Below are 26,154 nucleotides of genomic sequence, written 5' to 3'. Positions count from 1 at the left end.
TAAGGTTTGAATCAAGCTGCTGCGTTCTGGGCTAATTGATGCATAAAGTTACGCACCCATTCCATTCGCGCTTTGCGATCGGCGAGATCTTCAATAAATTTAAGACGCGTTGGTCCATCCAGGCGGTAATGCTGCGGTTGCTTTTGCAATAAGCCAATCAGCCAAACCGGATTAACATTGTTCTTCTCGGCAAACTCAATCACCCCGCCTTTTTCATTGCCTTCGATTTTGCGCACACCCAGTTTCTGAGCTTGCTGACGCAATGCCGCGATATCCAACAGATTACGCGCCGGATCCGGTAGCAATCCAAAGCGGTCAATCAGTTCGACTTTTAACTCGTCAAGCTCATGTGCCGTTTTGGCGCTGGCAATGCGCTTATAAAACGACAGGCGCGTATTCACATCCGGGATAAAATCATCTGGCAGCAGGGCAGGCATGCGCAATTCGACTTCGGTCTGGCTGCTGGTCAAATCTTCAAGCGATGGCTCGCGACCTTCTTTGAGCGCATCGACCGCGTTTTCCAGCATTTCCATATACAGAGAAAAGCCGATTGTTTCCATTGAGCCGCTTTGGCCTTCACCAAGCAATTCACCTGCACCTCGGATTTCCAGGTCGTGTGTTGCCAGCGCAAAACCCGCCCCTAAATCTTCGAGAGAAGCGATAGCTTCGAGGCGCTTTTGCGCATCGGTGGTCATGGCTTTCGGGTGAGGCGTCAGCAGCCACGCATAAGCCTGGTGATGCGAACGCCCAACGCGGCCACGGAGCTGGTGCAGCTGCGCGAGGCCGAAATGGTCTGCACGTTCAATGATAATGGTGTTGGCTGTCGGAATATCGATACCGGTTTCGATAATCGTGGTGCACACCAGCACGTTAAAACGCTGGTGGTGGAAATCGTTCATCACCCGTTCCAGTTCACGCTCGCGCATTTGGCCGTGACCGATGGTGATTCGCGCTTCCGGAACCAATTCCGCGAGTTTGTCTGCCGCTTTCTGGATGTTTTCAACATCATTGTAAAGATAGTAAACCTGGCCGCCACGCAGCACTTCGCGCAGGATGGCTTCGCGAACCACCAGGCTGTCGTATTCACGCACGAAGGTTTTCACTGCCAGACGGCGGGCTGGCGGAGTAGCGATAATCGATAAATCGCGCATTCCACTCATCGCCATATTCAAGGTTCGTGGAATCGGGGTGGCGGTCAGCGTCAGAATATCCACATCGGCACGCATCGCCTTGATACGCTCTTTATGGCGCACACCAAAACGGTGCTCTTCATCGACGATCAGCAGGCCGAGATCTTTCATCTTCACATCATTTTGCAGCAGCTTATGGGTGCCGATAAGAATGTCGACTTTCCCTTCACGCGCCTCTTCCAGAATTTGCGCTTGCTCTTTAGCGGTACGAAAACGCGACAGCATTTCGATACGCACCGGCCAGTTAGCAAAACGGTCACGGAAGTTGTCGAGGTGCTGTTGGGCCAGCAGCGTCGTTGGCACGAGTACCGCAACTTGTTTGTTGTTTTCCACCGCGAGGAAAGCGGCACGCATCGCAACTTCGGTTTTACCAAAGCCGACGTCGCCACATACCAGGCGGTCCATGGCCAAGGGCTGGCACATGTCGCTTAATACCGCGTTGATGGCCTGCGCCTGGTCCGGTGTGGTTTCAAACGGGAAAGCATCGCAGAACATTTGGTACTGTTCACGGTCATGCTTGAAGGCGAAGCCTTGTTTGGCGGCACGTTGAGCGTAAATATCCAGCAGTTCTGCCGCCACATCGCGCACTTTCTCAGCCGCTTTTTGACGCGCGCGCGACCAGGCATCGCTGCCGAGCTTATGCAATGGTGCATTTTCTTCGGCACCACCCGCATAACGGCTAATTAAATGGAGCGACGAAACAGGGACATAAAGTTTGGCGTCCCCTGCGTAGGTCAGCATCAGGTATTCAGCTGTAATACCGCCCGCTTCAAGAGTGGTGAGGCCGGCATATCGCCCGACGCCATGCTCGAGGTGCACAACAGGCTGCCCGGTATGCAACTCGGCCAGGTTGCGAATCAACGTATCCGGGTTAATAGTGCGACGGCTGTCCTGACGGCGGCGGCTGACGCGCTCTCCCAGCAGGTCACTTTCACAAACTAGCGCCCGGTTGCGCAGCGTGTCGATAAAACCATGTTCGCTGGAACCCAGCATTAAATAACGGCCTTTATCGGCCGCTTCATCGAGCCGATAAATACGTTTCGGGGCAACTTTAATTCGCGCTAACAGTTCGCCTAATGCCTCACGGCGGCCTTCACTTTCGACGGAAAATACGACGGGGCCATCGAAAGATTCAAGGAATTTACGCAGGTTATCGAGCGGCGCTTTTTGCTGCGCCTGAACGGATAGATCGGGTAGGGCGTGATAACCCAGGTTGGTAAACGCAGCTTTGTCGGCTAACGATTCCGTTTTGAGCTGAATGCGCGGCCAGTTTTTTAGTTCGCTGAACAGTTCGTCAACGCGTAACCACAGGCTTTCTGGCGGAAGCAGCGGGCGCATTGGGTCAACGCCACGATTCTCGAAACGGGCAAACGTATCCTGCCAGAAACGCTCGGCGTTGGTTTCGATATCACCGGTATTAATCAGCAGCGTGTTTTTTGGGAAATAGCTAAAAAGTGGCGGTAATGGTTCGCTGAAGAACAGCGGCTGCCAGTATTCAATCCCCGCCGGGAGCATGCCTTTACTGACCTGCTGGTAAATATGTTCAGGCTCGCGCTTCACATCAAACTTGTCGCGCCACTGGCTGCGGAACAGCTCGATGGCGGATTTATCGGTCGGGAATTCGTGCGCAGGGAGCAGGTTAATGGCGTCGACTTCTTCGAGCGTGCGCTGCGTATCTACGTCAAAAACGCGCAGGCTGTCGATTTCATCATCGAAAAAGTCGATGCGATAGGGCTGGTCGCTGCCCATCGGATACAAATCCAACAATGCGCCACGGGTCGCAAATTCACCGTGCTCCATGACCTGATCAACGCTGCGATAACCGGCTTGTTCCAGCTGGCTGCGCAGGTTATCACGCGACAAACGCTGGCCTTTCTTCATCACTAACGCGTGTCCGTGTAAATAGCTGTGTGGACACACGCGTTGCATCAGAGTATTCACCGGCAGGATTAACACGCCGCGCTGCATGGTTGGTAGCTGATATAGTGTTGATAAACGTGAAGAGATGATTTCCTGATGCGGCGAGAAACTGTCGTAAGGCAGGGTTTCCCAGTCGGCAAGATTCATCACCATGCTTTCCGTAAACTGGCTGATTTCGTCATGCAGACGCAGCGCATTCTGCATATCAGGGGCGATCAACACCACCGGGCCATTATGGCGCTCAGTGATTTCGGCAACTTCAGTCGCGCACGCAGAGCCGGTGAGTTCACCAAGCTGGCGCTGATCGCCAGCTTTTACAGGTAAGGAGTAGCGATAATTTTCAGGCATATCGGATGTCAGAATCTCTCAGGTTGCGCCGTGCTTTGTGGGCAAATGACCACCAGACGCGTCAAGAAGTTGCTTATTATTATCCGCGATCGTTTTGTATTAGCAACACAATCGCACCGCAACCTGGGATTCATCGTCCACAGAGTGTGACTTAACGCGCCTGCGTTGCGGGCACTAATTTAGCTGGCGGTGAAAAGAACATGTCACCAAACGCAGCACGCGATAATTTCCTGAAACCTAACCCTAATACCGTGCAAATCGCCAGGCTGACAAACGGGTAAACCATCAGAATGGCGAGCAAGAGGTTATCGGAAATTCGTCCGGCGCTAATCTGCCCAAGGGTGAACAAACTGAGTGCTTCGATAACGATGCGGTGAGTGGTGTAGATAGCAATCGTATTGGTGCCGACGATATTAAGGAATGCATCGGTACGGCTTTCACGCCAGTTATCGAGCAGATAAAACAGCTTCATGATGACAAAAATCGAGACTAGCGAAATCACGAGTGGGACATTGACCAGATACAACGCCACTGAAACCAGTGCGGCAGCGGCACAAATCAGGGGATGCTGACGAAGATTAAATTCTTTCATTGCCGTCATTAATTGCGTACCGAACCACGCTCCCAGCCCGTAATAACACATATTACGTACCACGCTGTTCATGCCCCACCAGGGTAGTGGCGCAAAGCTAATCACGACGTTCACGGCCAGCAACATCAAAATGACCGGGACTCTGAATTGACGCAGGCTTTTGAACACCAGGAAATAAAGCACTAACGCATAAAGATACCAAAGGCTGGTGCTGGCTTTCGCCATGCTGGTGGCAAACTGGATCAAGGTTTCTGAATAGGCTGCGTTAGAGGTCGGGTTGCGTACCAGATCCGGCGCCAGCCACTGGTTGATTAACGAAATTCCCAGCCACTGCAAGACGCCCCACAACAGCAGAACATAAAAGATATTCCACAGGCGCTTATCAACACAATCACGCCATTGCACTGCGTCGATATAACGGGTTATCAAAAAGCCTGAAATAAAGAAGAACACCGGCATCCGGAAGGGCGCCAGATACAAGTTAAGGTAAATCCAGCTCTTAGCGATGTATTCCGGGAGCCCGCTCTGGAACTGAACCAGGTGGGGATAAAAGGTGATTACTGAGTGGTAAATGACGACCAGGCAAATGCACAGCCCTTTGATATGATTTATCCACAATTGTTTGTTTTTCATGCGCCCGTAGTTTCTTCTGTTGCCCTGTATTGGCCTTCAGGGTGGAAGATTGCCCGACATTTTTTTACCTGAATTGTCTGTTTTTGTAAGAATCTGGCGCATTTAGGAAATTCCGCAGGAACAATTTATCTCCGTTTTATCGCAGCTTTGACTTCGAAAACAAGATGTTATGAGTTTGATTTAACAGGGATTTCGCATGTTCTGAAATATCAAAAAAACGTTACGTTTCATTTACTTGATACGGTATCGCTTATATACTTCTCGCCAACTTTGCATCCGCAACTGCAACAAGACGGAATACATGTATCAACCTGTCGCGTTATTTATAGGCCTGCGCTACATGCGTGGGCGAGCATCTGACCGTTTCGGTCGTTTCGTCTCATGGCTGTCGACTATCGGCATTACGCTTGGCGTAATGGCGCTGGTGACGGTGCTTTCCGTGATGAACGGCTTCGAGCGTGAGCTGCAAAACAACATTCTTGGGCTAATGCCACAAGCGATCATCACTTCGCCTGGCGGCTCGATTAACCCAGAAACTCTCCCTGCTAAAGATCTCAAACTTGAAGGTGTCACGCGTATTGCGCCCGTGACCACTGGCGATGTGGTGCTACAAAGCGCGCGCAGTGTCGCGGTCGGCGTGATGTTGGGCGTGAAACCTGAAGAAAAAGATCCCCTTTCGCCGTTCCTGGTGAACGTGAAACAAACTGACCTGGTCGCCGGGAAATACAACATCATTCTCGGTGAACAACTTGCCGGGCAACTGGGTATTAAACGCGGTGACAGTATCCGCGTCATGGTGCCGTCAGCGAGCCAGTTCACGCCGATGGGCCGTTTGCCAAGCCAGCGTCTGTTTACGGTCATCGGGACTTTCGCGGCCAGCAGCGAAGTCGACGGCTATCAGATGCTGGTGAACCAGCAGGATGCCTCGCGTCTGATGCGCTACCCGGCAGGCAATATCACCGGCTGGCGTTTGTGGCTGGCTGAACCGCTGAAAGTAGACGTTTTAAGCCAACAAACGTTGCCGCCGGGCACCGAATGGAAGGACTGGCGCGAACGTAAAGGCGAGTTGTTCCAGGCCGTGCGCATGGAGAAAAACATGATGGGCCTGCTGTTAAGCCTGATTGTGGCCGTCGCTGCATTTAACATCATCACCTCTCTTGGCCTGCTGGTAATGGAAAAGCAGGGCGAAGTCGCCATTCTTCAGACCCAGGGATTAACACGTCGCCAAATCATGGCGGTGTTTATGGTGCAAGGGGCGAGCGCAGGTGTGATTGGCGCTTTGTTGGGCGCATTATTAGGCGCTTTGCTTGCCAGCCAGCTGAACAATTTGATGCCGATTATTGGCGCGTTGCTGGATGGCGCCGCGCTGCCCGTCGCTATCGACCCTGTACAAGTTATTGTGATTGCGATTATTGCTATGGCTGTCGCACTGTTATCCACGCTTTACCCGTCGTGGCGCGCTGCCGCGACACTTCCCGCTGAGGCTTTACGTTATGAGTAATTCTGTCCTGTTGCAGTGTGACAAGCTGTGCAAACGCTATCAGGAAGGCAAAGTGCAAACGGACGTATTGCATGATGTCAGCTTCAGTATTAATACCGGCGAGTTAATGGCGATTGTCGGCAGCTCCGGCTCTGGCAAAAGTACTTTGCTGCATCTGCTGGGCGGGTTGGATACACCCACTTCTGGCGATGTGATTTTCAACGGTAAGGCGATGAGTTCTATGTCGTCTTCCGCTAAAGCCGAACTGCGTAACCGCGAACTGGGCTTTATCTACCAGTTCCACCATTTGCTGCCAGATTTCACGGCGATGGAAAACGTCGCCATGCCGCTGCTAATCGGTAAAAACAATACCGATGATACTAAGCAACGCGCGCTGGAAATGCTTAAAGCGGTAGGGCTTGATCACCGTAGTAATCACCGTCCGTCTGAGCTTTCGGGCGGCGAGCGTCAGCGTGTGGCGATTGCCCGTGCGCTGGTGAATAACCCGCGCCTGGTGCTGGCAGATGAGCCAACCGGTAATCTTGATGCGCGTAACGCTGACAGCATCTTCGAGTTATTGGGCGAGCTGAATGTGCGTCAGGGAACCGCGTTTTTAGTGGTCACTCACGACCTGAAACTGGCTAAGCGCATGTCTCGTCAGTTAGAAATGCAAGATGGTCGCCTGAGTCATGAGCTGACTTTGATGGGAGCCGATTAATGGCATCGCCACTGTCACTGCTGATTGGTTTACGTTTCAGCCGCGGGCGTCGCCGCAGCGGCATGGTGTCACTGATATCTGTGATTTCAACGTTAGGCATCGCGCTCGGTGTGGCGGTGTTGATTGTCGGCCTGAGTGCGATGAACGGCTTTGAGCGTGAGCTGAATAATCGCATTCTGGCGGTGGTTCCGCACGGCGAAATTGAGCCGGTGAATCAGCCATTCCACGACTGGAGCGGTGTTTTACAACGCATTGAGAAAGTGAAGGGCATTGCCGCCGCAGCACCGTACATCAACTTTACGGGGCTGGTGGAAAGCGGACCTAATCTGCGTGCCATTCAGGTGAAGGGTGTTGATCCTGCTCAGGAAGCTCATCTGAGCGCGTTACCGCAATATGTGCAAAACAATGCGTGGCAGAACTTTAAAGCCGGGCAGCAACAAATCATTATCGGTAAAGGTGTGGCCGATGCCCTGAAAGTGAAGCAGGGCGACTGGATCTCCATCATGATCCCGAATAGCGATGGCGGCACTAAACTGTTGCAGCCGAAGCGTGTTCGCCTCCAGGTTGAAGGCATTCTGGCCCTCAGCGGGCAGCTCGATCATAGCTTTGCTATGGTGCCAATGGCGGACGCCCAGAGTTATTTAGACATGGGCGACAGCGTCACGGGTATCGCCATTAAGGTTCACGATGTCTTTAATGCTAACCAACTGGTGCGCGATGCGGGTGAAGTCACTAACGCATACGTTTATATCAAAAGCTGGATTGGCACTTACGGCTATATGTACCGCGACATTCAAATGATTCGCGCCATCATGTATCTGGCGATGGTGCTGGTGATTGGCGTGGCCTGTTTTAACATCGTATCCACGCTGGTGATGGCGGTGAAAGACAAGAGTAGCGACATTGCGGTGTTGCGTACGCTTGGGGCAAAAGACGGTTTGATCCGCGCGATTTTCGTCTGGTATGGCTTGCTGGCGGGGCTATTTGGTAGCGTGAGCGGCGTGATTGTCGGCGTACTGGCTTCATGGCAATTGACCAACATCATTCGTGTGATTGAAAAGCTCATCGGCCACCAGTTCCTGTCCGGCGATATCTACTTTATTGATTTCCTGCCATCAGAACTTCATTGGCTGGACGTATTTTATGTCTTGATCACAGCGTTGTTACTGAGTTTACTCGCCAGTTGGTATCCAGCTCGCCGAGCCAGTAATATCGACCCAGCACGAGTATTAAGCGGGCAATAATTAATTAATTGATAATGCGGTATTGGGGAGCAGCGAAGCGATGTATTACGGATTCGACATTGGCGGCACGAAAATGGCTCTTGGGGTTTATGACACGGAACGCCAGTTACAGTGGGAAACTCGTGTACCCACTCCACACGACAGTTACGAGAACTTCCTGGCGGCTATCGTTTCCATGGTTGAAGAAGCGGATAGTCGTTTCGGTACCAAAGGTTCGGTTGGTATCGGTATCCCTGGCATGCCAGTCACGGACGATGGCACGTTGTATGCAGCAAATGTTCCCGCTGCCAGTGGCAAACCGGTGCAGGCTGACTTGAGCGCAATGCTTGGGCGTGAAGTGCGTATGGATAACGACGCTAACTGTTTCGCGCTCTCTGAAGCCTGGGATGATGAGTTCCGCGAGTACCCGCTGGTGATGGGGCTGATTCTCGGCACTGGCGTCGGTGGCGGAATTATCGTTAACGGTAAATCGATCACCGGGCGTAATTACATTACTGGCGAATTTGGCCATACCCGTTTGCCAGTTGATGCGCTGAATGTGCTGGGCCGTGACATCCCCCTGACACGCTGCGGTTGCGGCCAGCATGGCTGTATCGAAAACTATCTTTCAGGCCGTGGATTTGCATGGGTTTACCAACACTTCTACTCTGAACCACTGGAACCCAAAGAAATCGTTGCCCGCTATCGTGCGGGTGATGATAAAGCGATTGCCCACGTTGACCGTTTTGTTGAGCTGTTGGCCTGTTGCCTCGGCAGCTTGCTGACCGCCATTGACGCGCATCTGGTGGTCATTGGCGGTGGGTTGTCTAACTTTACTGAGATGTACCAGCAACTGCCTGAGCGTTTGCCTAAGTATTTATTACCTGTGGCAAAAGTCCCTCGCATTGAACCTGCACGCCATGGCGATGCTGGCGGTATGCGTGGTGCGGCTTTCCTCCATCTCACGGAGTAAATTATGCTATCGCGTCGTCAACATCGGTTAAGCCGGTTTCGCAAAACCAAACGATTGCTCCGCCAGCGCTTACGTCAGCGTGCTTTTTTCAGAGACAGTCCTGGACCCGAAGCGATGGAAAAACCTCGAGTTGTGGTACTGACCGGGGCGGGGATTTCCGCCGAGTCAGGGATTAGAACTTTCCGCGCCACCGATGGCTTGTGGGAAGAACATCGGGTAGAAGATGTGGCGACGCCAGAGGGTTTTGCTCGTGACCCGGAACTGGTGCAGGCATTTTATAATGCGCGTCGCCAGCAACTCCAGCAGGCAGAAATTAAGCCTAACGCCGCTCATCTGGCGCTGGCTCGCCTTGAAGAAGAACTGGGCGATCACTTTCTGTTGGTGACGCAAAATATTGATAATCTGCATGAACGCGCCGGGAATAAAAATATTATCCATATGCATGGTGAGCTGCTAAAAGTTCGCTGTGTGCATAGCGGACAAGTGCTGGAGTGGAAAACGGATATTACTTCGCAAGACCGCTGCCACTGCTGCCAACTTTCCTCACCTTTGCGCCCGCATGTGGTGTGGTTTGGCGAAATGCCGCTCGGTATGGATGAGATTTACCAGGCGCTGGCGACAGCCGATTACTTTATTGCCATCGGCACATCAGGCCATGTTTACCCGGCTGCCGGGTTCGTGCACGAAGCCCGTTTGCAAGGTGCACATACCGTTGAGCTAAATCTTGAACCAAGCCAGGTTGGGAGTGAGTTCGAGGAGAAATTCTACGGTTTAGCCAGCGAAGTGGTGCCGGAGTATGTGGAACGGTTGTTGAAAGGTCTGTCTTAAAACCATCCTCACCCTAACCCTCTCCTTGAAGGAGAGGGGATACATCAACGCTAAACTCAGCGTCCCGCTTTCAATTTCTGATAATAATTCTCATAAATCGTACTGGCGTCGCCGACATCGTTTTGCCACTCACCATTTTTCAGCACGGCTTCATCTGGATAAAGCGTCTTATCACCGGAAACTTCTTTTGGCAGCAATTTGCGTGCTTCAAGGTTTGGCGTCGGGTAGCCGATAGTTTCCGCGACCTGTTTTGCAATTTCCGGGCGCAACAGGAAGTTAATTAGTTTCAACGCACCGTCCACGTTTTTGGCATTTGCCGGAATAGACAAGTTATCCATCCAGAAAATCCCACCTTCTTTCGGCCAGACAATTTCCAGCGGCGTGCCTGCCTGGCGGGCAACATACGCCGAGCCATTCCACACCATACCGAGATTCACTTCGCCTTCCATATACGGGTTGGCTGGGTTATCTGAGTTGAATGCCGCCACGTTTGGCATCAGCTTTTGAAGTTCGTGATAAGCCGCTTCAATCTCTTTCGGATCAGTCGTGTTGCCGGAATAACCGAGCTTACGCAGCGCGACCTGGAACACTTCGCGCGCATCATCGGTCAGCAGCAGGCTTTGTTTGTACTCCGGCTTCCATAAATCAGCCCAACTGGTGACAGTTTTCGGGTCGATAGCATCACTGTTTACACCAATGGCTGTCGCACCCCAGATGTAGGGAATGGAGTAATCGTTATTCGGGTCAAAGGGCTTATTAAGCATTTCAGGATCGAGGTTTTTGAAATTGCTCAGTTTGCTTTTATCGATCTTCTGGATCATGCCTTCTTTGCGCATTTTCGCCACAAAGTAAGTTGATGGCACCACTAAATCATAGGCACCGTCTTTATACGTTTTGAGCTTGGCATACATGGTTTCATTCGATTCGTAAGTCGAATAAATCACTTTAATGCCGGTTTCTTTGGTGAACTGTTCAAGCAGGCCTGGCGGCACGTACTCGGTCCAGTTATAGAAGTAGAGAGTTTTGCTGTCGTCGGCATGTGCAGTGCCCATACCGAGCGTCAGAACGCCTGCAGCTAGCAGGTGGCGTGGCCATTTAGTCATTTTAATGTCCCCTGGTTTTATCACGAAGAATAAGCTGACTGGCAATGACCAGGACCAGCGAGAGTACTAACAAAATGGTGGCAAGTGCGTTCACCTCTGGCGAAACACCTACCTTCACCATTGAGTAAATCTTCAACGGTAAAATTTCATAACTTGGGCCGGTCACAAAAGATGAAACCACCACGTCGTCCATCGAGAGCGTAAAACTGAGCAACCAGCCTGCGGCGACGGCAGGCATCGCGAGTGGCAGCAGGATCTTGCGCAGAATAGTTAATTCACTGGCACCCAGATCTTTCGCCGCTTCTAACATGCGCACATCAAAGCCTTTCAGCCGCGAATAGACGGTAACGACCACAAACGGCAGACAGAAGGTGATGTGTGAGAATAACAACGACCAGAAGCCGAGCGAAACCCCGAGCAGCATAAACAGCACCAGCAGTGAAATCGCCATCACGATATCGGGCGACATCATCACCACAAATAGCATACCGCTGACGAACGGCTTGCCACGAAAACGGTAGCGATACAGTGCCACAGCGGTCAGCGAACCAATCAGCGTTGCTGCGGTGGCAGAAAACACCGCCATAGTCAGTGAATGCTGTGCGGCCTGTAGCAGGCTGTCGTTATTCATCAGCAAGCAGTACCACTTTCCGGTAAAGCCCTGCCAGTTAATGCCGAAACGCGAACTGTTAAACGAGTTAACGATCAAAATGATGATGGGAATATACAGATACGCGTAGATAGCGGTCATAAAGCCGCCACGAAGCAGGCGACCTATCATTCTAATTCCACCTTTTTATTCAACAAGCTGGCGGTACGCCAGTAAATCAGCAGCATCAGGCCCATTACCAGCGTGAGAGTAATGCTGGTGGCCGCCCCAAACGGCCAGTCGCGGATGTTCAGGAACTGGCTCTTAATCACGTTGCCAATCAGCAGGTTTTTCGCACCGCCCATTAAGTCGGAGACGTAAAACAGTCCCATCGCGGGCAGCATCACTAATAAGCATCCGGCAATAATGCCCGGCATGGTGAGCGGAATAATAATGCGGATAAAGGTCTGAAGTTTGCTGGCCCCTAAATCCCGCGCCGCTTCCAGTAGCGGCTTATCAAGCTTTTCAATGCTCGAGTACAGCGGCATTACCATAAATGGCAGCAGGATATACACAAGGCCAAGAATGACGGCGCTTTCGGTGTACATAATACGAATAGGCGTATCAATCACCCCCAGCCACAACAAAAACGCATTCATATACCCTTTGGTGCTGAGAAAGATTTTCAGTCCATAAATGCGAATTAACGAGTTGGTCCAGAAGGGGACAATCAGTAAAAACAGCAGCAACGGGCGCACCCGTTCGGGTAAACGCGCGAGGAACCACGCAAACGGATAGCCCAGAACCAGGCAGGCGAGGGTGGCAATCACCGCCATATTTAGCGAGTGTAGCAAAACCTGCGCGTACAAAGGGTCTGCAAGCCGGGTGTAGTTATCCAGCGTGAAAACCATGCTGACGAAATTAGCGTCATCACGCGTCAGGAAACTGGTGCCGATGATCATCAGATTGGGCAGGAACACGAACAGTACCAGCCAACCGACAATAGTGGCGATCACAAGGTTCTGGAATTTACGCGAGCTCTTCATCTGCCAGCACGACCTCCCAACTTTCAACCCAGTTAATCGACATTTTCTGGTCGAGAGTGTGGTCAAAATCAGGGTCGTCTTCGTTGAAGAATTCGCTGACCATCACCATTTTGCCGTTTTCCAGCTCGACATTAGATTCCAGCGTCATGCCTTTGTAGTTACGCTCCCGCACATAACCGATTAAACCCTCTGCCACATGAGTATCGTTGATTTCTTCAACGCGTAAATCTTCCGGGCGCAGCAGCACTTTCAGATGCTGACCTGTCGTAACCGGCATGCTTGCGTAAATATGGCACTCGCGGCCTTCGACGCTCGCCAGCACGCGCTGTTCATCAACACGTTCAATAACGATCGCATCAAAGATATTGATTTCACCGATAAAGCTCGCCACGAACAGGTTTTTAGGTTCTTCGTAAATTTCGCGCGGCGTGCCGTCTTGCTCAATACGACCATCGCGCATCACCACAATCCTGTCGGACATGGTCAACGCTTCTTCCTGGTCGTGAGTGACGAATACGAAGGTAATGCCGAGTTTACGCTGGAGGGCTTTAAGTTCGTTCTGCATTTGCTTGCGCAATTTGTAGTCGAGCGCAGAAAGCGACTCATCAAGCAGTAGTAATCGCGGTTTATTGACCACCGCCCGCGCAATGGCCACACGCTGCTGCTGGCCGCCAGAAAGCTGATGCGGTTTACGTTGGGCAAATTCCTCTAACTGCACCATTTTTAACGCTTCAGTCACGCGCGGCGTTATCTGCGCGTCAGGCGTTTTCTGCATTCTTAAACCGAACGCGACGTTTTCAAAAACGGACATATGAGGAAACAGAGCATAGCTCTGGAAGACGGTATTGACGTGGCGATGTTCAGCGGGAAGCTGCGTAATATCCTGGTTATCAAGAATAATATTGCCAGAATCCACGCTTTCCAGTCCGGCGATTAGGCGCAGTACGGTGGTTTTCCCACAGCCAGAAGGACCCAGGAGTGTCAGGAATTCACCATGATTGATGGTGAGAGATAAATCAGAAATTACGGTTTTGCCATCAAAGCTCTTACCTACTCCCGCCAGTTCTACCAGCGGTGAAAGCGAACGTTGCTGTTTATTCAATTTTTTACGCTGTCCCATATAAGACGCATCAAATTGCGGGCTGATGCGGGGTTTGTGAGTAACCACCTTGCGGTTTTGCACGTTAAGTAAGGGCAGGCATTCTACGGCAAAGCATTGAAATCGCCAATCCTTGATACCTTAGTGTGGCCTGGATTTGAATACCGACAGGCAACAGTTCCCCAATTCACGACTATTTTTAACTCTGGCAGGCTAAAAGTGACCTAACGCAATATTTGCATTTGTGGCTTACTGATAATGAAGTCACAAAAATTGAGGGTAGCGACATGGATAAATTACTTGAGCGTTTCTTACATTATGTCTCTTTGGATACGCAGTCCAAGCCGGGCGTAAAACAAGTTCCGAGCACAGAAGGGCAGTGGAAGTTGTTGCGATTGCTGAAAGAGCAAATGGAAGAGATGGGTTTGGTGAATGTGACTCTGGGCGATCATGGTACCGTGATGGGCACACTTCCTTCCAACGTCGATAAAAAAGTCCCGGCCATTGGTTTCATTTCCCACGTCGATACCGCACCTGATTTCACAGGTAAAAATGTGAATCCGCAGATTGTCGAAAATTATCGCGGTGGCGACATTGCGTTGGGTATCGGCGATGAAGTGCTCTCTCCGGTGATGTTCCCTGTTTTGCATCAATTGCTTGGGCAAACCCTGATTACCACCGATGGTAAAACGCTGCTCGGCGCGGATGATAAAGCCGGTATCGCCGAAATTATGACGGCGATGACGGTGCTCAAAGAGAAAAACATCCCCCACGGCGATATCCGCGTTGCTTTCACTCCTGATGAAGAAGTCGGTAAAGGCGCGAAACACTTTGATGTAGAAGCCTTTGATGCACGCTGGGCCTACACCGTTGATGGCGGCGGCGTCGGTGAACTGGAGTGCGAAAACTTCAATGCGGCGTCTGTGACCATTAAAATTGTCGGCAACAATGTTCACCCAGGGTCTGCAAAAGGGGTGATGGTTAATGCGCTGTCACTCGCTGCACGTATTCATGCCGAAGTACCGGCCAACGAAAGCCCTGAATGCACTGAAGGCTACGAAGGTTTTTATCATCTTCACGGCATAAAAGGTTCAGTTGATCGCGCTGAAATGCACTACATCATTCGTGATTTTGACCGCGAACAGTTTGAAGCTCGTAAGCGCAAGATGATGGATATCGCCAAAAAAGTGGGCAAGGGCCTGCACCCGGATTGCTATATCGAGCTGATTATCGACGATAGCTATTACAACATGCGCGAGAAAGTCGCCGAACACCCATACATTATCGAAGTGGCGCAACAGGCGATGCGTGATTGTGATATCGAGCCCATCATGAAACCGATTCGCGGCGGTACCGATGGCGCGCAGCTGTCATTCAAAGGTTTGCCTTGCCCGAATCTGTTCACCGGCGGCTATAACTACCACGGCAAACACGAGTTTGTGACGCTGGAAGGGATGGAGAAAGCGGTGGCGGTGATTGTCAGGATTGCGGAGCTGACGGCGAAGCGGAGTTAAAAATGCGGGTGGCAAATGTGCCACCCGCAACAACTTATTAATCCTCGAAGTACCAGTAACCGCTGTTAACCAGTGCGGCCAGCATGGCCAGGAACGACGGGTCTTCCAGCGCATCACCAAACATTTCTGCTTTCAGTGTGATGTTGCTCGCCAGTGCTTCAAGAGCCGGGCGATGCGGGCTGTCAATTTTTTCGCCGTTAACGTAAATCTCATCGGCAATACGCAGCACGCGTAAGCCACCCAGGCGAGTAATGGCATCACCCTGTTTCAGGGCGTCGTAAATCTCATCAGGTTGATACGGCGGTTCTGGCGGAGCGACGTCAAGTTCGTGGCGTGATTGGGAAACAAACTCACCGAACCAGGTTTTGAAGTGTTCAGGCTGGTTGATAAGATCCAGCATCATTTCGCGTAATGTATCCATCTCTTGCGGCAGAACATCCGCAGGATGCTGGCGCACAGGCACATCAGGGTCGGTATAACGCTGGCTGCCCAGTTCACGTTGCAGCACGTAATCGGCAAAACCACTGATCAGCTCGCGGCCACTTGGGGCGCGGAAACCGACAGAGTAGTTCATCGAGTTTTCCAGCGAGTAGCCTTCGTGCGGGAAACCAGGCGGGATATAGAGAATATCACCCGGCTCCATCTCTTCGTCGATGATGGCGTCGAACGGTTCAACTTGCAGCAAATCAGGATGCGGACAGTGCTGTTTCAGGGCGACTTTTTCCCCAACACGCCAGCGACGGCGGCCAACACCCTGAATGATAAATACGTCGTACTGGTCGTAATGCGGGCCAACGCCGCCGCCCGGTACCGAGAAAGAGATCATCAGATCGTCAATTCGCCAGTCCGGTAGTGCGCGGAAGGGGCGCATTAAGCGTGCGCTTTGTTCATGCCAGTGGTTAACGGCCTGAACCAGTAAAGACCAGTTGTTTTCGCCCAGGTGATCATAGCTCTGGAATGGACCGTGGCTGACTTGCCATCTGCCTTCGTTATGGCTGACCAGGCGGCTGTCCACCTCGTTTTCCATGGCAAGGCCTGCGAGTTCATCCGGGGAGATAGGGTCGATGAAGTTTTTGAAGCCACGTTTTAGAACCACCGGGCGTTTTTGCCAGTAGTTCGCGATGAAATCGGGCCAATTTAGGTCGAGTTGATAGTCCATATTATTATCCGGCAGGTGAAGGAGCCTGCCGAGGATTATAACGGATGGTGCTGCCGGTTACGGGAGTATTTTCAATCTTCTTCTCGGTCTGGACGCTGGCGCGCAAAAATCACTTCCATGCGCGTGCCACCCAGCTCGCAGCCCGAGGCCTTGATTTGACCATCATACTGTTCGACGATTTCCCGAGCGATCGATAAACCCACGCCCTGACCGGGCCGCAAGGTATCGGCGCGTTGCCCGCGGTCAAATACCAGCGCCCGTTTACTCTCCGGGATCCCCGGCCCGTCGTCATCGACAAATAAATGCAGCGTGTCGTCCAGTTGGCGGCCGGAAATCTCAACAAATTCAAGACAGTATTTGCAGGCGTTATCCAGCACGTTGCCCATGACTTCCATAAAGTCATTTTTCTCGCCCACAAAGGTGATTTCCGGGGAAATATCGAGCGTGATATTCACGCCTTTGCGTTGATAAACCTTATTTAACGCGGAACAAAGACTGTCGAGCAACGGGGCGACGGGATGAAGTTCGCGACTAATCAGTGCGTTGTCACCACGCATGCTGGCGCGATGCAGATAGTAGCCAATTTGCTGAGAAATACGGCTAATTTGCTCAAGCATCACCGGCTCTGCGTTCTCAATATCCAGCTTGTTGGTGCGTAACGATCGCAGCGTGCTTTGCAATACGGCGAGTGGTGTTTTCAGGCTGTGTGTGAGATCGGTGAGGGTGGTGCGATATTTTTGGTAACGGTCACGTTCGGTTCGCAACAGCCGGTTGAGGTTTTGCACGAGGCTGGTTAGCTCACGTGTCGTTTCCGGGTTTAATGCGTCGCGGTCATGTTTTTCCAGTTCGCGTACTTCTCGGGCCAGGGCTTCAATGGGGCGCAGGCTCCAGCGTGCGGCAAACCAAAGCAACGGTATGACTAACAATAAGTTGGCGATGAATACACAGGCAAACATGCTCAGTACTGTGTACTGGCGTTTTAATTCGAGCGGAATTGTGTCCACAACCACAATGGTTAGAGCAGGCATTTTCCCCATGGCAGGGTATTTATTGACCGCGACGGAGTGAGTGACATCATCACTATAGTCATCGTCATAAAAATTTTTTAGCTCAGTCTGTAGCTTTTCATCGTTTGCCAGCAAAGCGTGGGTGGTATCGAAGTTTGCTTCAAGCTCGTGAAAACCGTTACTGGTGAGCCACTCTTTTTTAATTTGCTGCACGATAAGCGGCACATTGTGCTGGGTCCAGAGCAAGTTACCTTTATCGTCATAGATAAGTGCCATGGTCGGCGTTTTCAGATTCAGGTTGTCTGGCAGAACCACTTCCACATGGCCATTTTCAACGCTGGCAAATGTATAAAAAAGATTGCTCTCACCGCGCAGTAAACGGAAAGAGGTTTTATCAACACTGATGCTGTAGCCCACTAATGCCACGACACCGTAGGCCAGTGACAGCACCATGACTACCACGGCAGTCGCCAGTAAAAAGCGAACGCGAAGTGATAACGGTAAAATACGGCCGAAGAATTTCATGGTTAACGCAGATCGAGGCGGTAGCCCTGACCACGCACTGTGGTGATAGCTTCATGGGGATATTCAGCCAGAATTTTTTTACGCAAACGGCCCATTAAAACATCAATGGTGTGGCTTTCACGCAGTTCGGCATCGGGATAAAGCTGGAGCATTAATGAATCTTTGCTGACCACTTTGCCATTGTTACGAATCAGCGTTTCCATGATGGTGTATTCAAAGGCGGTGAGCTTAATCTGATTGTCGTTGATAAGCAGCTCGCGGCGGGATAAATCGACCTGGAAAGGGGGTAGGGAAATAACCTGTGACGCCAGGCCGCTGTTGCGGCGCATCAATACCTGCATACGAGCGACAACTTCTTCAAGATGAAACGGTTTAGTCACGTAATCATCAGCGCCCGCGCCCAGCACTTCGACTTTATCCTGCCAGCCTTCACGTGCAGTCAAAACCAGGATAGGCAAGGTGATATCATGGCTGCGCCAGCGACGGATAAGACTCAGGCCGTCTTCGTCAGGCAGGCCCAAATCAACAATGGCAATATCGGGAGTGTGTTCATTCAGGAAATAGTCGGCTTCTTTGGCATCTTCCGCAGCATCAACCTGATGACCGGCTTCACGCAACTGAACCTGGAGATGGTGGCGTAACAGGGCATTATCTTCCACAACGAGTACACGCATTCGATTTTCCCAGTAAATAGATGGCATTGATAGTTTAACGCTAATTATCAGCCAGGGGGCATAAACCGTGAGTAAACCAGGCGGGAATGTAAAAACGCCACCGCAGCGGGTGGCGTTCAGGTGTTACTTCAACTCGTCAACCATAGTGATGGCGCGGCCAATATAGTTAGCTGGCGTCATCTCTTTCAGACGAGTTTTCTCATCTTCTGGCAGCTCAAGGCTGTCGATAAACTGTTTCATGCCTTCAGCATCTACACGCTTACCGCGAGTCAGCTCTTTCAGCTTTTCGTAAGGTTTTTCGATGCCGTAGCGGCGCATCACGGTCTGGATAGGTTCAGCCAGGACTTCCCAGTTGAGATCCAGTTCCGCCAGCAGACGGTCACGGTTGACTTCCAGTTTGCTCACGCCTTTCAGTGTGGACTGGTAGGCGATCAGTGCATAGCCAATACCCACGCCCAAGTTACGCAGCACGGTGGAGTCAGTCAGGTCGCGCTGCCAGCGGGAAACAGGCAGTTTGCTCGCCAGATGTTGCAGCATTGCGTTAGACAAGCCCAGGTTGCCTTCGGAGTTTTCGAAGTCGATTGGGTTCACTTTATGCGGCATGGTAGAAGAGCCGATCTCGCCTGCGATAGTTTTCTGCTTGAAGTGGTTCAGCGCGATGTAACCCCACACGTCACGATCGAAATCGATAAGAATAGTGTTGAAGCGAGCGATGCAGTCGAACAGTTCAGCGATGTAATCGTGTGGTTCTATTTGCGTGGTGTACGGGTTCCACTGAATGCCCAATGAAGTCACGAACTCTTCGCTGAACTGGTGCCAGTCAACTTCCGGGTAAGCTACCATGTGGGCGTTGTAGTTACCCACCGCACCGTTGATTTTGCCCAGAATGTCTACTTTCTCTAGCTGACGGAACTGGCGCTCCATACGGTAAGCCACGTTTGCCATTTCTTTACCCATCGTTGACGGGGTGGCAGGCTGACCGTGGGTACGGGAAAGTAGAGGAATATCACGGTACTGAACCGACAGGTCTTTCACCGCGTCGATGACTTTACGCCAGTACGGCAGCACCACGTCTTTACGTGCGGTTTGCAGCATCAACGCATGAGACAAGTTGTTGATATCTTCTGAAGTACAGGCGAAGTGAATAAATTCATTCACCGCATGCAGGGCAGGAACCGCCGCCACTTTTTCTTTCAGGAAGTATTCAACCGCTTTTACGTCGTGGTTAGTGGTGCGCTCAATGGTTTTGATGCGTGCAGCATCTTCTTCACTGAACTCAGCGACAATTTTATCCAAGTAATCGTTTGCGTTTGCGTCAAAAGCCGGAACTTCCTTGATCGCTGTGTGCGTGGCCAGTTTTTGTAGCCAACGTACTTCGACTTGTACGCGGAATTTCAGCAGACCAAATTCGCTGAAAATAGCGCGCAGAGCGCTGACTTTGTCGCCGTAACGTCCATCAATTGGGGAAACGGCGGTCAGTGAGGATAATTCCATAAGTTACAACTCCAGAGAGGTTAACATTGAGCAAGAATTTGTTTGGCCTGAGCACACAGGCGACTACGAGAAAACATTAACTGCAGGCGGCCACCGCCAACCTGGTGCCACAATACGGCGGCGCGGATACCGGCTAACAACGAGGCACGGACTTTGCTTTGCACCTGCGGGCTTTGCAGCACGGCAGGGGAGCCTGTGACCTGAATACGTGGGCCTAGCGGGCTAATCACATCAACATAAATCCCGGCCATAGCGCTAAGTAACGTTTCGGACTCAAGGTCAAAATGTTCCAATTGACGCTGCAAACCGGCGATGCTCGACCCGAGTTTATCCATCGCACCTTTGTTGGCGTAAAGTTTACGCTCAAGAACCATCAGGCTTAAGGTATAACGCGTTAATTCAGCGTTCAGACCCTGACGATTACTGGCGTTCAATACACCCAGCAAGGTTTCCAGACCCAATTTCAGGTTGGCTTCATTGCCACCGAAAACGTCCAGCGTGGAACCTGGATTTTGATCAATAACGCTATTTAACGAGACATGCAGCGCCTCGTTATCGCAATGCCCCTGATGCGCCAATTGCTGAACCAGACGAGCAGACTGGCATATCCCTGCCAGCGCGATAGTGATGTCATAGTAATTTTTAGCCACCAGGTTATTCGTCCTTGTTTGCGATTAAACTTTATTTTATTCAGTTACGAGCGGCAGACGCTGCTCAATAACACCACCACCGAGGCACACTTCACCGAGGTAGAACACGGCAGACTGGCCTGGAGTGACGGCGGCAACGGGCTCATCAAAACGCACTTCAATGCGATCTGCATCCAACGGCGTGATAGTGCAAGGAAGATCGGTCTGGCGATAACGCGTTTTCACTGTGCATTTCAGCGGTTCGGTCAACGTTTCGCGGTCAACCCAATGCAGTTGCTGCGCAATTAAGCCAACGGACATCAAACGTGGATGCTCACTACCTTGAGCCACAACCAGGATGTTGTTCTCAACATCTTTATCGACCACATACCAGGGATCTTCGCTACCTTCTTTGGTGCCACCGATGCCCAGACCTTTACGTTGGCCGAGTGTGTGGTACATCAACCCCTGGTGTTCACCAATGGTTTCGCCATCAACAGTAACGATGATACCCGGCTGTGCAGGAAGGTAGCGGCCCAGGAATTCGCGGAATTTGCGCTCGCCGATAAAGCAGATACCGGTGGAGTCTTTTTTCTTCGCGGTGATCAAATCTAACTCTTCGGCGATGCGGCGCACTTCCGGTTTTTCTAATTCGCCAACCGGGAACAGACTTTGCGCGATTTGCTCATGGCCGAGTGTGTAGAGGAAGTAGCTTTGATCTTTATTGCTGTCTAAACCACGAAGCAGGCGGCTTTTACCGTCCACGTCTTCGCGACGCACGTAGTGACCGGTAGCGATGTAATCGGCACCTAAATCTTCGGCGGCAAATTCGAGGAAGGCTTTAAATTTGATTTCTTTGTTGCACAGAATGTCCGGGTTCGGTGTGCGCCCGGCTTTGTACTCTTCCAGGAAGTGTTCAAACACGTTATCCCAGTATTCTGCGGCAAAGTTTACGGTGTGCAGTTCAATGCCGAGCTTATCACAAACGGCTTGTGCATCGGCTAAATCAGCCGCTGCGGTGCAATACTCCTCGCCATCGTCCTCTTCCCAGTTCTTCATGAACAGGCCTTCCACCTTGTAACCTTGTTGTTGCAACAGGTAAGCGGAAACGGAGGAATCGACCCCGCCGGACATCCCGACGATCACTTTTTTCTGGCTGTTATCAGACATGGAGTAACTCACGACATTGAACTTAAAGGCGGCGTATTCTATCACGCATCACCGGGCCTGGCACCCCTAACTCAACGGCCAGTTAAATGCGCCGATCATACTGAGCGGATAACGTTCAGCACGCTGATAGCAGCGAATACTTTCCGCCACTAATGGCGAGCGTAAATTTCCTGCGTTAACAATTTGTTGTGCATCCAACCATAAGCAGCGATCGATGTCGCTATCATGCGGAGTGGTGGGAAGTTGTTCTTCAAGATCGATACAGAATAAGAAACGCAGGAACGGCGTATTATCTGGCGCAATCCATTGATGCAAACGGATGAATGTTTGCGGCTGCGCGCAAATACCCGTTTCTTCATACAATTCACGTTGAGCGGCTTCAACCAGCGTTTCGTCGGCTTCCAGATGCCCGGCAGGCTGATTCCATAAGGCTTTGCCATTGATTGTTTCTTCAACAACCAAAAATTTCCCCTGTGCCTGAACCACGCAGGCGACAGTAACGTGCGGTTTAAACATAAGTTTCTCTCGGTTAGCTGAATGATACCTATCATTATCAATAAATGATCTGGATCACACTTTTTTCTTGTGACCTATACTAAGTGAGATTTTTTAAATCATCACGAGGGTACCATCATGCAGCTTACCACGCGTATTATGCCGCAACAGAAACGTATCGCTTTAGTGGCTCACGATCCTTGTAAACCCGACCTGCTGAACTGGGCGATTGATAACCAGACAACACTCAGCAACCACATTATTTACGCAACCGGCACTACCGGAAATCTCTTGCAGGCTCATACCCGTTTATCTGTACTGGCTTTGATGAGTGGCTCGATAGGTGGCGATCAACAGCTAGGGTATTTGATTGCGTCAGGTCAGATTGATGTGCTGGTTTTCTTCTGGGATCCGCTTAGTGCGGTGCCACATCACTCCGATGTAAAAGCCCTGATGCGGCTGGCAACGGCATGGAACATCCCTATTGCCAGCAACGCTTGTAGCGCCAATTTCTTGATTAACTCTTCTCTATTTGAGCAAGCGCTGGAAATCACCGTGCCTGATAGTGACGCGTTCCTCAGCAGTCGCGTTTCACACGTCACACAACACGGCGTCAATACTCAGAACCTTTTATAAGGTCTCAATCGGGATTTCGCGCCATTCGCCCGGTGCCAAATCGCTCAGTTCCAGTGTCCCCATTGCATAACGAATCAGGCGTAGAGTTGGATAACCCACATGCGCCGTCATACGCCTTACCTGGCGGTTACGCCCTTCGTACAAGGTGATTTTCAACCAGCTGGTAGGAATCGCCTTGCGTTCACGAATCGGCGGGTTACGCGCCCAAATCCATGCAGGCTCGTCAACCAGTTCAGCTCCTGCGGGCAGAGTAGGGCCATCGTTTAGGGTGACGCCGCTACGCAGAGATTCCAGCGCTTCTGCTGTTACTGCACCTTCAACCTGCACAAAATAGACTTTCCCGGTACGTTTGCCCGGTTGGGTGAGTAGCGCCTGTAAAGCGCCGTCATTGGTTAACACCAGCAGGCCTTCGCTGTCGCGATCCAGACGGCCCGCCGCGTAAATTCCTTGTAACGGTATGTAATCTTTCAGCGTGCTGCGGCCAGATTCGTCGGTGAACTGCGGTAGCACATCGTAGGGTTTATTGAAGATAACCAGCCGCTTCGGTCCGTCCGGGCGCTTTTTTTTGGCAGGGCGTCGTGTGCTGAATCGTTCAACTTGGTGATTTCTAAAAGAAGTTTTATTCATAGTGTTTTCAGACGTTAGGTATTAACGCATTATAACGGAAATCACCAGTGATTGGCGCGGGCCTGATATTCAAGTAGTATTGACACGCACATTACAAATCATTAACAAAAAGAATCGCTCGAAGGAGAAGGTTAATGGAAAGCAAAGTAGTTGTTCCGGCGGAAGGTAAAAAGATCACCCTGCAAGATGGCAAACTGAATGTTCCTCACAACCCAATCATTCCTTTCATTGAAGGTGATGGTATCGGTGTGGACGTGACGCCAGCTATGATCAAAGTGGTTGATGCCGCCGTGCAGAAGGCCTACAAAGGCGAGCGGAAAATTTCCTGGATGGAAATCTATACCGGCGAAAAATCTACCCAACTTTATGGCCAGGATGTCTGGCTGCCAGAAGAAACTCTGGACCTGATTCGTGATTACCGCGTGGCAATTAAAGGCCCACTGACCACTCCAGTTGGCGGCGGTATTCGTTCCCTGAACGTTGCGCTGCGTCAGCAGCTTGACCTGTACGTGTGCCTGCGTCCGGTGCGTTACTACCAGGGCACGCCAAGCCCGGTTAAACACCCAGAACTGACCAACATGGTTATCTTCCGTGAAAACTCAGAAGATATTTATGCGGGCATCGAGTGGAAGGCTGACAGCGCTGAAGCTGAAAAAGTCATCAAATTCCTGCGTGATGAAATGGGCGTGACGAAAATTCGCTTCCCTGAACATTGCGGTATCGGCATCAAGCCGTGCTCTGAAGAAGGCACCAAACGCCTGGTTCGTGCAGCCATCGAATACGCAATCACTAACGACCGTGATTCCGTGACCCTGGTACACAAAGGCAACATCATGAAATTCACCGAAGGTGCTTTCAAAGACTGGGGCTATCAATTAGCGCGTGAAGAGTTCGGCGGCGAGCTGATCGATGGCGGCCCATGGGTGAAACTGAAGAACCCTAACACCGGCAAAGAGATTATCGTTAAAGACGTGATTGCTGATGCATTCCTGCAACAGATCCTGCTGCGTCCTGCTGAATACGATGTTATTGCTTGTATGAACCTGAACGGTGACTACATCTCCGACGCGCTGGCAGCTCAGGTTGGCGGTATCGGTATCGCACCAGGCGCTAACATCGGTGACGAATGTGCACTGTTCGAAGCCACCCACGGCACCGCACCAAAATATGCAGGCCAGGATAAAGTGAACCCAGGTTCTATTATTCTGTCTGCTGAAATGATGTTGCGTCATATGGAATGGTTCGAAGCGGCTGACTTAATTGTTAAAGGTATGGAAGGCGCGATTAACGCGAAAACCGTAACTTACGATTTCGAACGCCTGATGGAAGGCGCTAAGTTGCTGAAATGTTCAGAGTTTGGCGACGCAATGATCGAACATATGTAATTAGCGAACTCGCTAATGATAAAAGGGGAGCCAATGGCTCCCCTTTTTTTATTGTTTTTCTGAAATCGTGAGCTATTACCCTTTACCAAAACTCTGGACGTGATTAATAGATGAATCGACCGAATTCAGGTTCAATCAAAGAGGATGTGGTATGGAAAATTATTCCAACAAAAGTGGTGATTCACAGGTTGTCAGTTTCCAGATTGATGCAAACTCGATGAAAGTCCGGTTCAAGAATAATCACGTGTATCTGTACGATATCCGCCACCCAGGGCCAGAACATCTGGAAAAAATGAAAGAACTGGCGCGTGCCGGATGGGGCTTGAACACTTATATAGAAAGCGAAGTCAAAAACGATTTCTCATCAAAAGTGTTTTAAATCGCAGTAACCGGTTTATAAGAAGTGCAATTTTTACGCAAAATACAGATTTTTCGCGCGTGACTGGTTGATTTTATAACAATAAGTTGAATTTTTAAGCGAACAGTTCGCAAGGAATTGCATCGTAGATCGAGTTTATGTACTATGCATTCCACGCCGACTTAGCTCAGTAGGTAGAGCAACTGACTTGTAATCAGTAGGTCACCAGTTCGATTCCGGTAGTCGGCACCATATTGAAGAAAACCACCTTTCAGGTGGTTTTTTTTTCGTCTGTATGAAATCAAATTTAAGGAAGGCTAGCTTTCGGTAGCACTTCCTCAGTCGTGTGTTAAATCCAACCCTGCTGGCTCGCAAGCCAGACCAGTATGGCGACGACAATTAAAACTACGGTTGTTTTTCTCATTGTTGTGCGACCTGTTGTTAGTCTTCGCAAACCAGCCAGAAATCCGCTTCATCAAACATCTCTTCAACCAGGCGGTTGATTTTCTCTTTCTCATTTTTCGTGCAATCACTGTGAACCGCATTCATCTGCATGGGTTTCACTCTGACGTCAGCATCTGGAAAAATGGTCTGAACTCTTCGGGTAAGCTCGGCAAGGATTTTTTCATTTGCACCGGGAAGACCCGCTACATTTCGTTTGTCGTAAACCAGTTCCACGAACATTGATACGTCTCTTTTAAGGCTGTGTTTATATACAGTAATAAATCTCGACATTCAA

The 26,154-nt window shown here is 50.8% G+C and carries 24 protein-coding genes and 1 tRNA gene; 10 read left to right on the top strand and 15 right to left on the bottom strand.

The features are described 5' to 3' along the window. Positions 1–11: 11 nt before the first annotated feature. Together mfd and DY231_RS14645 are read right to left on the bottom strand one after the other, a co-directional pair. Complete coding sequence (gene mfd, locus DY231_RS14650) at positions 12–3,458, bottom strand: transcription-repair coupling factor (RefSeq protein ID WP_115629447.1); 3,447 nt, start codon at positions 3,456–3,458, stop codon at positions 12–14. Between the two features lie 151 nt (positions 3,459–3,609). Next, entirely contained in the window at positions 3,610–4,683 is a 1,074-nt protein-coding gene (locus DY231_RS14645) for an acyltransferase family protein (RefSeq protein ID WP_115629444.1), read from the bottom strand. Between the two features lie 301 nt (positions 4,684–4,984). Between DY231_RS14645 and lolC the strand changes: the two genes are divergently transcribed. Genes lolC through cobB form a run of 5 tightly spaced genes read left to right on the top strand, consistent with a single transcriptional unit; the run spans position 4,985 to position 9,905 of the window. Then, the gene (gene lolC, locus DY231_RS14640) at positions 4,985–6,184 is read left to right on the top strand and encodes a lipoprotein-releasing ABC transporter permease subunit LolC (protein ID WP_115629441.1); all 1,200 of its coding nucleotides are present in this window, start codon (positions 4,985–4,987) and stop codon (positions 6,182–6,184) included. Further along, entirely contained in the window at positions 6,177–6,881 is a 705-nt protein-coding gene (gene lolD, locus DY231_RS14635) for a lipoprotein-releasing ABC transporter ATP-binding protein LolD (RefSeq protein ID WP_115629439.1), read from the top strand. Before lolC ends, lolD begins: the two co-directional genes overlap by 8 nt. Continuing rightward, complete coding sequence (gene lolE, locus DY231_RS14630; protein ID WP_115629436.1) at positions 6,881–8,125, top strand: lipoprotein-releasing ABC transporter permease subunit LolE; 1,245 nt, start codon at positions 6,881–6,883, stop codon at positions 8,123–8,125. The genes lolD and lolE overlap by 1 nt, the downstream gene beginning before the upstream one ends. Positions 8,126–8,165: 40 nt before the next feature. Further along, positions 8,166–9,077 carry an N-acetylglucosamine kinase gene (gene nagK / locus DY231_RS14625; protein ID WP_115629433.1) on the top strand — a complete coding sequence of 304 codons (912 nt, stop codon included), beginning with the start codon at positions 8,166–8,168 and terminating at the stop codon, positions 9,075–9,077. Positions 9,078–9,080: 3 nt separating this feature from the next. Next, entirely contained in the window at positions 9,081–9,905 is an 825-nt protein-coding gene (gene cobB / locus DY231_RS14620) for a Sir2 family NAD+-dependent deacetylase (protein WP_115629430.1), read from the top strand. A 56-nt stretch (positions 9,906–9,961) separates the two neighbouring features. Here the strand turns inward: cobB and potD are convergent, their stop codons facing one another. The 4 genes from potD to potA are packed head-to-tail and all read right to left on the bottom strand — an operon-like array spanning position 9,962 to position 13,763. Next, the gene (gene potD, locus DY231_RS14615) at positions 9,962–11,008 is read right to left on the bottom strand and encodes a spermidine/putrescine ABC transporter substrate-binding protein PotD (RefSeq protein ID WP_115629428.1); all 1,047 of its coding nucleotides are present in this window, start codon (positions 11,006–11,008) and stop codon (positions 9,962–9,964) included. Between the two features lies 1 nt (position 11,009). Beyond that, a complete protein-coding gene (potC, locus tag DY231_RS14610; RefSeq protein ID WP_115629425.1) occupies positions 11,010–11,789 on the bottom strand; it encodes a spermidine/putrescine ABC transporter permease PotC in 780 nt (259 codons plus the stop codon). Next, complete coding sequence (gene potB, locus DY231_RS14605) at positions 11,786–12,643, bottom strand: spermidine/putrescine ABC transporter permease PotB (RefSeq protein WP_115629422.1); 858 nt, start codon at positions 12,641–12,643, stop codon at positions 11,786–11,788. The genes potC and potB overlap by 4 nt, the downstream gene beginning before the upstream one ends. Then, positions 12,627–13,763 (bottom strand): spermidine/putrescine ABC transporter ATP-binding protein PotA, encoded by a 1,137-nt coding sequence (potA, locus tag DY231_RS14600; RefSeq protein WP_115629419.1) that lies wholly within the window; start codon positions 13,761–13,763, stop codon positions 12,627–12,629. Before potA ends, potB begins: the two co-directional genes overlap by 17 nt. Before the next feature lie 266 nt (positions 13,764–14,029). Between potA and pepT the strand changes: the two genes are divergently transcribed. Further along, positions 14,030–15,256 (top strand): peptidase T, encoded by a 1,227-nt coding sequence (pepT, locus tag DY231_RS14595; protein ID WP_115629417.1) that lies wholly within the window; start codon positions 14,030–14,032, stop codon positions 15,254–15,256. A gap of 37 nt (positions 15,257–15,293) precedes the next feature. On the opposite strand, the gene DY231_RS14590 is transcribed toward pepT, so the two are convergent. The 7 genes from DY231_RS14590 to DY231_RS14560 all read right to left on the bottom strand — a co-directional run bounded on the left by DY231_RS14590 (position 15,294) and on the right by DY231_RS14560 (position 22,430). Beyond that, on the bottom strand, positions 15,294–16,415 hold the full coding sequence (locus DY231_RS14590) for a ribosomal protein uL16 3-hydroxylase (RefSeq protein ID WP_115629414.1): 1,122 nt from the start codon (positions 16,413–16,415) through the stop codon (positions 15,294–15,296). Positions 16,416–16,486: 71 nt separating this feature from the next. After that, complete coding sequence (phoQ, locus tag DY231_RS14585) at positions 16,487–17,947, bottom strand: two-component system sensor histidine kinase PhoQ (RefSeq protein ID WP_115629412.1); 1,461 nt, start codon at positions 17,945–17,947, stop codon at positions 16,487–16,489. A gap of 2 nt (positions 17,948–17,949) precedes the next feature. Beyond that, positions 17,950–18,621 (bottom strand): two-component system response regulator PhoP, encoded by a 672-nt coding sequence (gene phoP, locus DY231_RS14580; RefSeq protein ID WP_115629409.1) that lies wholly within the window; start codon positions 18,619–18,621, stop codon positions 17,950–17,952. Between the two features lie 123 nt (positions 18,622–18,744). After that, positions 18,745–20,115 (bottom strand): adenylosuccinate lyase, encoded by a 1,371-nt coding sequence (gene purB, locus DY231_RS14575; protein ID WP_034494687.1) that lies wholly within the window; start codon positions 20,113–20,115, stop codon positions 18,745–18,747. 20 nt (positions 20,116–20,135) lie between these two features. Next, entirely contained in the window at positions 20,136–20,765 is a 630-nt protein-coding gene (gene hflD / locus DY231_RS14570) for a high frequency lysogenization protein HflD (protein WP_034494689.1), read from the bottom strand. A gap of 36 nt (positions 20,766–20,801) precedes the next feature. Continuing rightward, positions 20,802–21,914 carry a tRNA 2-thiouridine(34) synthase MnmA gene (mnmA, locus tag DY231_RS14565; protein WP_115629406.1) on the bottom strand — a complete coding sequence of 371 codons (1,113 nt, stop codon included), beginning with the start codon at positions 21,912–21,914 and terminating at the stop codon, positions 20,802–20,804. A 66-nt stretch (positions 21,915–21,980) separates the two neighbouring features. Beyond that, positions 21,981–22,430, bottom strand: a complete 450-nt coding sequence (locus DY231_RS14560; RefSeq protein ID WP_115629404.1) for an NUDIX hydrolase — start codon at positions 22,428–22,430, stop codon at positions 21,981–21,983. Between the two features lie 117 nt (positions 22,431–22,547). On the opposite strand from DY231_RS14560, the gene DY231_RS14555 reads away from it, so the two are divergent. Beyond that, positions 22,548–23,045 carry a methylglyoxal synthase gene (locus tag DY231_RS14555; protein WP_115629401.1) on the top strand — a complete coding sequence of 166 codons (498 nt, stop codon included), beginning with the start codon at positions 22,548–22,550 and terminating at the stop codon, positions 23,043–23,045. On the opposite strand, the gene rluE is transcribed toward DY231_RS14555, so the two are convergent. Further along, positions 23,040–23,672, bottom strand: a complete 633-nt coding sequence (rluE, locus tag DY231_RS14550) for a 23S rRNA pseudouridine(2457) synthase RluE (protein ID WP_115629399.1) — start codon at positions 23,670–23,672, stop codon at positions 23,040–23,042. The two genes, DY231_RS14555 and rluE, sit on opposite strands and share 6 nt — an antisense overlap. Positions 23,673–23,806: 134 nt before the next feature. On the opposite strand from rluE, the gene icd reads away from it, so the two are divergent. The 3 genes from icd (at position 23,807) to DY231_RS14535 (ending at position 25,667) form a co-directional block, all read left to right on the top strand. Beyond that, positions 23,807–25,057 carry an NADP-dependent isocitrate dehydrogenase gene (gene icd, locus DY231_RS14545; RefSeq protein ID WP_064518026.1) on the top strand — a complete coding sequence of 417 codons (1,251 nt, stop codon included), beginning with the start codon at positions 23,807–23,809 and terminating at the stop codon, positions 25,055–25,057. Positions 25,058–25,208: 151 nt separating this feature from the next. Next, positions 25,209–25,436 (top strand): hypothetical protein, encoded by a 228-nt coding sequence (locus DY231_RS14540; RefSeq protein WP_034494696.1) that lies wholly within the window; start codon positions 25,209–25,211, stop codon positions 25,434–25,436. A 155-nt stretch (positions 25,437–25,591) separates the two neighbouring features. Continuing rightward, positions 25,592–25,667: transfer RNA gene (locus DY231_RS14535), tRNA-Thr, on the top strand. Positions 25,668–25,856: 189 nt separating this feature from the next. On the opposite strand, the gene DY231_RS14530 is transcribed toward DY231_RS14535, so the two are convergent. After that, the gene (locus DY231_RS14530; protein ID WP_034494697.1) at positions 25,857–26,099 is read right to left on the bottom strand and encodes a DinI-like family protein; all 243 of its coding nucleotides are present in this window, start codon (positions 26,097–26,099) and stop codon (positions 25,857–25,859) included. Positions 26,100–26,154 lie beyond the last annotated feature (55 nt).

The sequence above is a fragment of the Buttiauxella agrestis genome, from assembly GCF_900446255.1.
Lineage (GTDB): Bacteria > Pseudomonadota > Gammaproteobacteria > Enterobacterales > Enterobacteriaceae > Buttiauxella > Buttiauxella agrestis.
Note: the sequence above shows the minus strand (reverse complement) of the source record. Positions and strands in the feature narration are given on the sequence as shown.

Coding starts and splice junctions, on each gene's coding strand:
- potA (WP_115629419.1), bottom strand. CDS start 13,763: ATGGGACAGCGTAAAAAATTGAATAAACAGCAACGTTCGCTTTCACCG.
- DY231_RS14590 (WP_115629414.1), bottom strand. CDS start 16,415: ATGGACTATCAACTCGACCTAAATTGGCCCGATTTCATCGCGAACTAC.
- lolD (WP_115629439.1), top strand. CDS start 6,177: ATGAGTAATTCTGTCCTGTTGCAGTGTGACAAGCTGTGCAAACGCTAT.
- DY231_RS14540 (WP_034494696.1), top strand. CDS start 25,209: ATGGAAAATTATTCCAACAAAAGTGGTGATTCACAGGTTGTCAGTTTC.
- pepT (WP_115629417.1), top strand. CDS start 14,030: ATGGATAAATTACTTGAGCGTTTCTTACATTATGTCTCTTTGGATACG.
- rluE (WP_115629399.1), bottom strand. CDS start 23,672: ATGAATAAAACTTCTTTTAGAAATCACCAAGTTGAACGATTCAGCACA.
- phoP (WP_115629409.1), bottom strand. CDS start 18,621: ATGCGTGTACTCGTTGTGGAAGATAATGCCCTGTTACGCCACCATCTC.
- potC (WP_115629425.1), bottom strand. CDS start 11,789: ATGATAGGTCGCCTGCTTCGTGGCGGCTTTATGACCGCTATCTACGCG.
- potD (WP_115629428.1), bottom strand. CDS start 11,008: ATGACTAAATGGCCACGCCACCTGCTAGCTGCAGGCGTTCTGACGCTC.
- mnmA (WP_115629406.1), bottom strand. CDS start 21,914: ATGTCTGATAACAGCCAGAAAAAAGTGATCGTCGGGATGTCCGGCGGG.
- icd (WP_064518026.1), top strand. CDS start 23,807: ATGGAAAGCAAAGTAGTTGTTCCGGCGGAAGGTAAAAAGATCACCCTG.
- DY231_RS14555 (WP_115629401.1), top strand. CDS start 22,548: ATGCAGCTTACCACGCGTATTATGCCGCAACAGAAACGTATCGCTTTA.
- lolE (WP_115629436.1), top strand. CDS start 6,881: ATGGCATCGCCACTGTCACTGCTGATTGGTTTACGTTTCAGCCGCGGG.
- mfd (WP_115629447.1), bottom strand. CDS start 3,458: ATGCCTGAAAATTATCGCTACTCCTTACCTGTAAAAGCTGGCGATCAG.
- purB (WP_034494687.1), bottom strand. CDS start 20,115: ATGGAATTATCCTCACTGACCGCCGTTTCCCCAATTGATGGACGTTAC.
- nagK (WP_115629433.1), top strand. CDS start 8,166: ATGTATTACGGATTCGACATTGGCGGCACGAAAATGGCTCTTGGGGTT.
- DY231_RS14560 (WP_115629404.1), bottom strand. CDS start 22,430: ATGTTTAAACCGCACGTTACTGTCGCCTGCGTGGTTCAGGCACAGGGG.
- potB (WP_115629422.1), bottom strand. CDS start 12,643: ATGAAGAGCTCGCGTAAATTCCAGAACCTTGTGATCGCCACTATTGTC.
- cobB (WP_115629430.1), top strand. CDS start 9,081: ATGCTATCGCGTCGTCAACATCGGTTAAGCCGGTTTCGCAAAACCAAA.
- phoQ (WP_115629412.1), bottom strand. CDS start 17,947: ATGAAATTCTTCGGCCGTATTTTACCGTTATCACTTCGCGTTCGCTTT.
- DY231_RS14530 (WP_034494697.1), bottom strand. CDS start 26,099: ATGTTCGTGGAACTGGTTTACGACAAACGAAATGTAGCGGGTCTTCCC.
- lolC (WP_115629441.1), top strand. CDS start 4,985: ATGTATCAACCTGTCGCGTTATTTATAGGCCTGCGCTACATGCGTGGG.
- DY231_RS14645 (WP_115629444.1), bottom strand. CDS start 4,683: ATGAAAAACAAACAATTGTGGATAAATCATATCAAAGGGCTGTGCATT.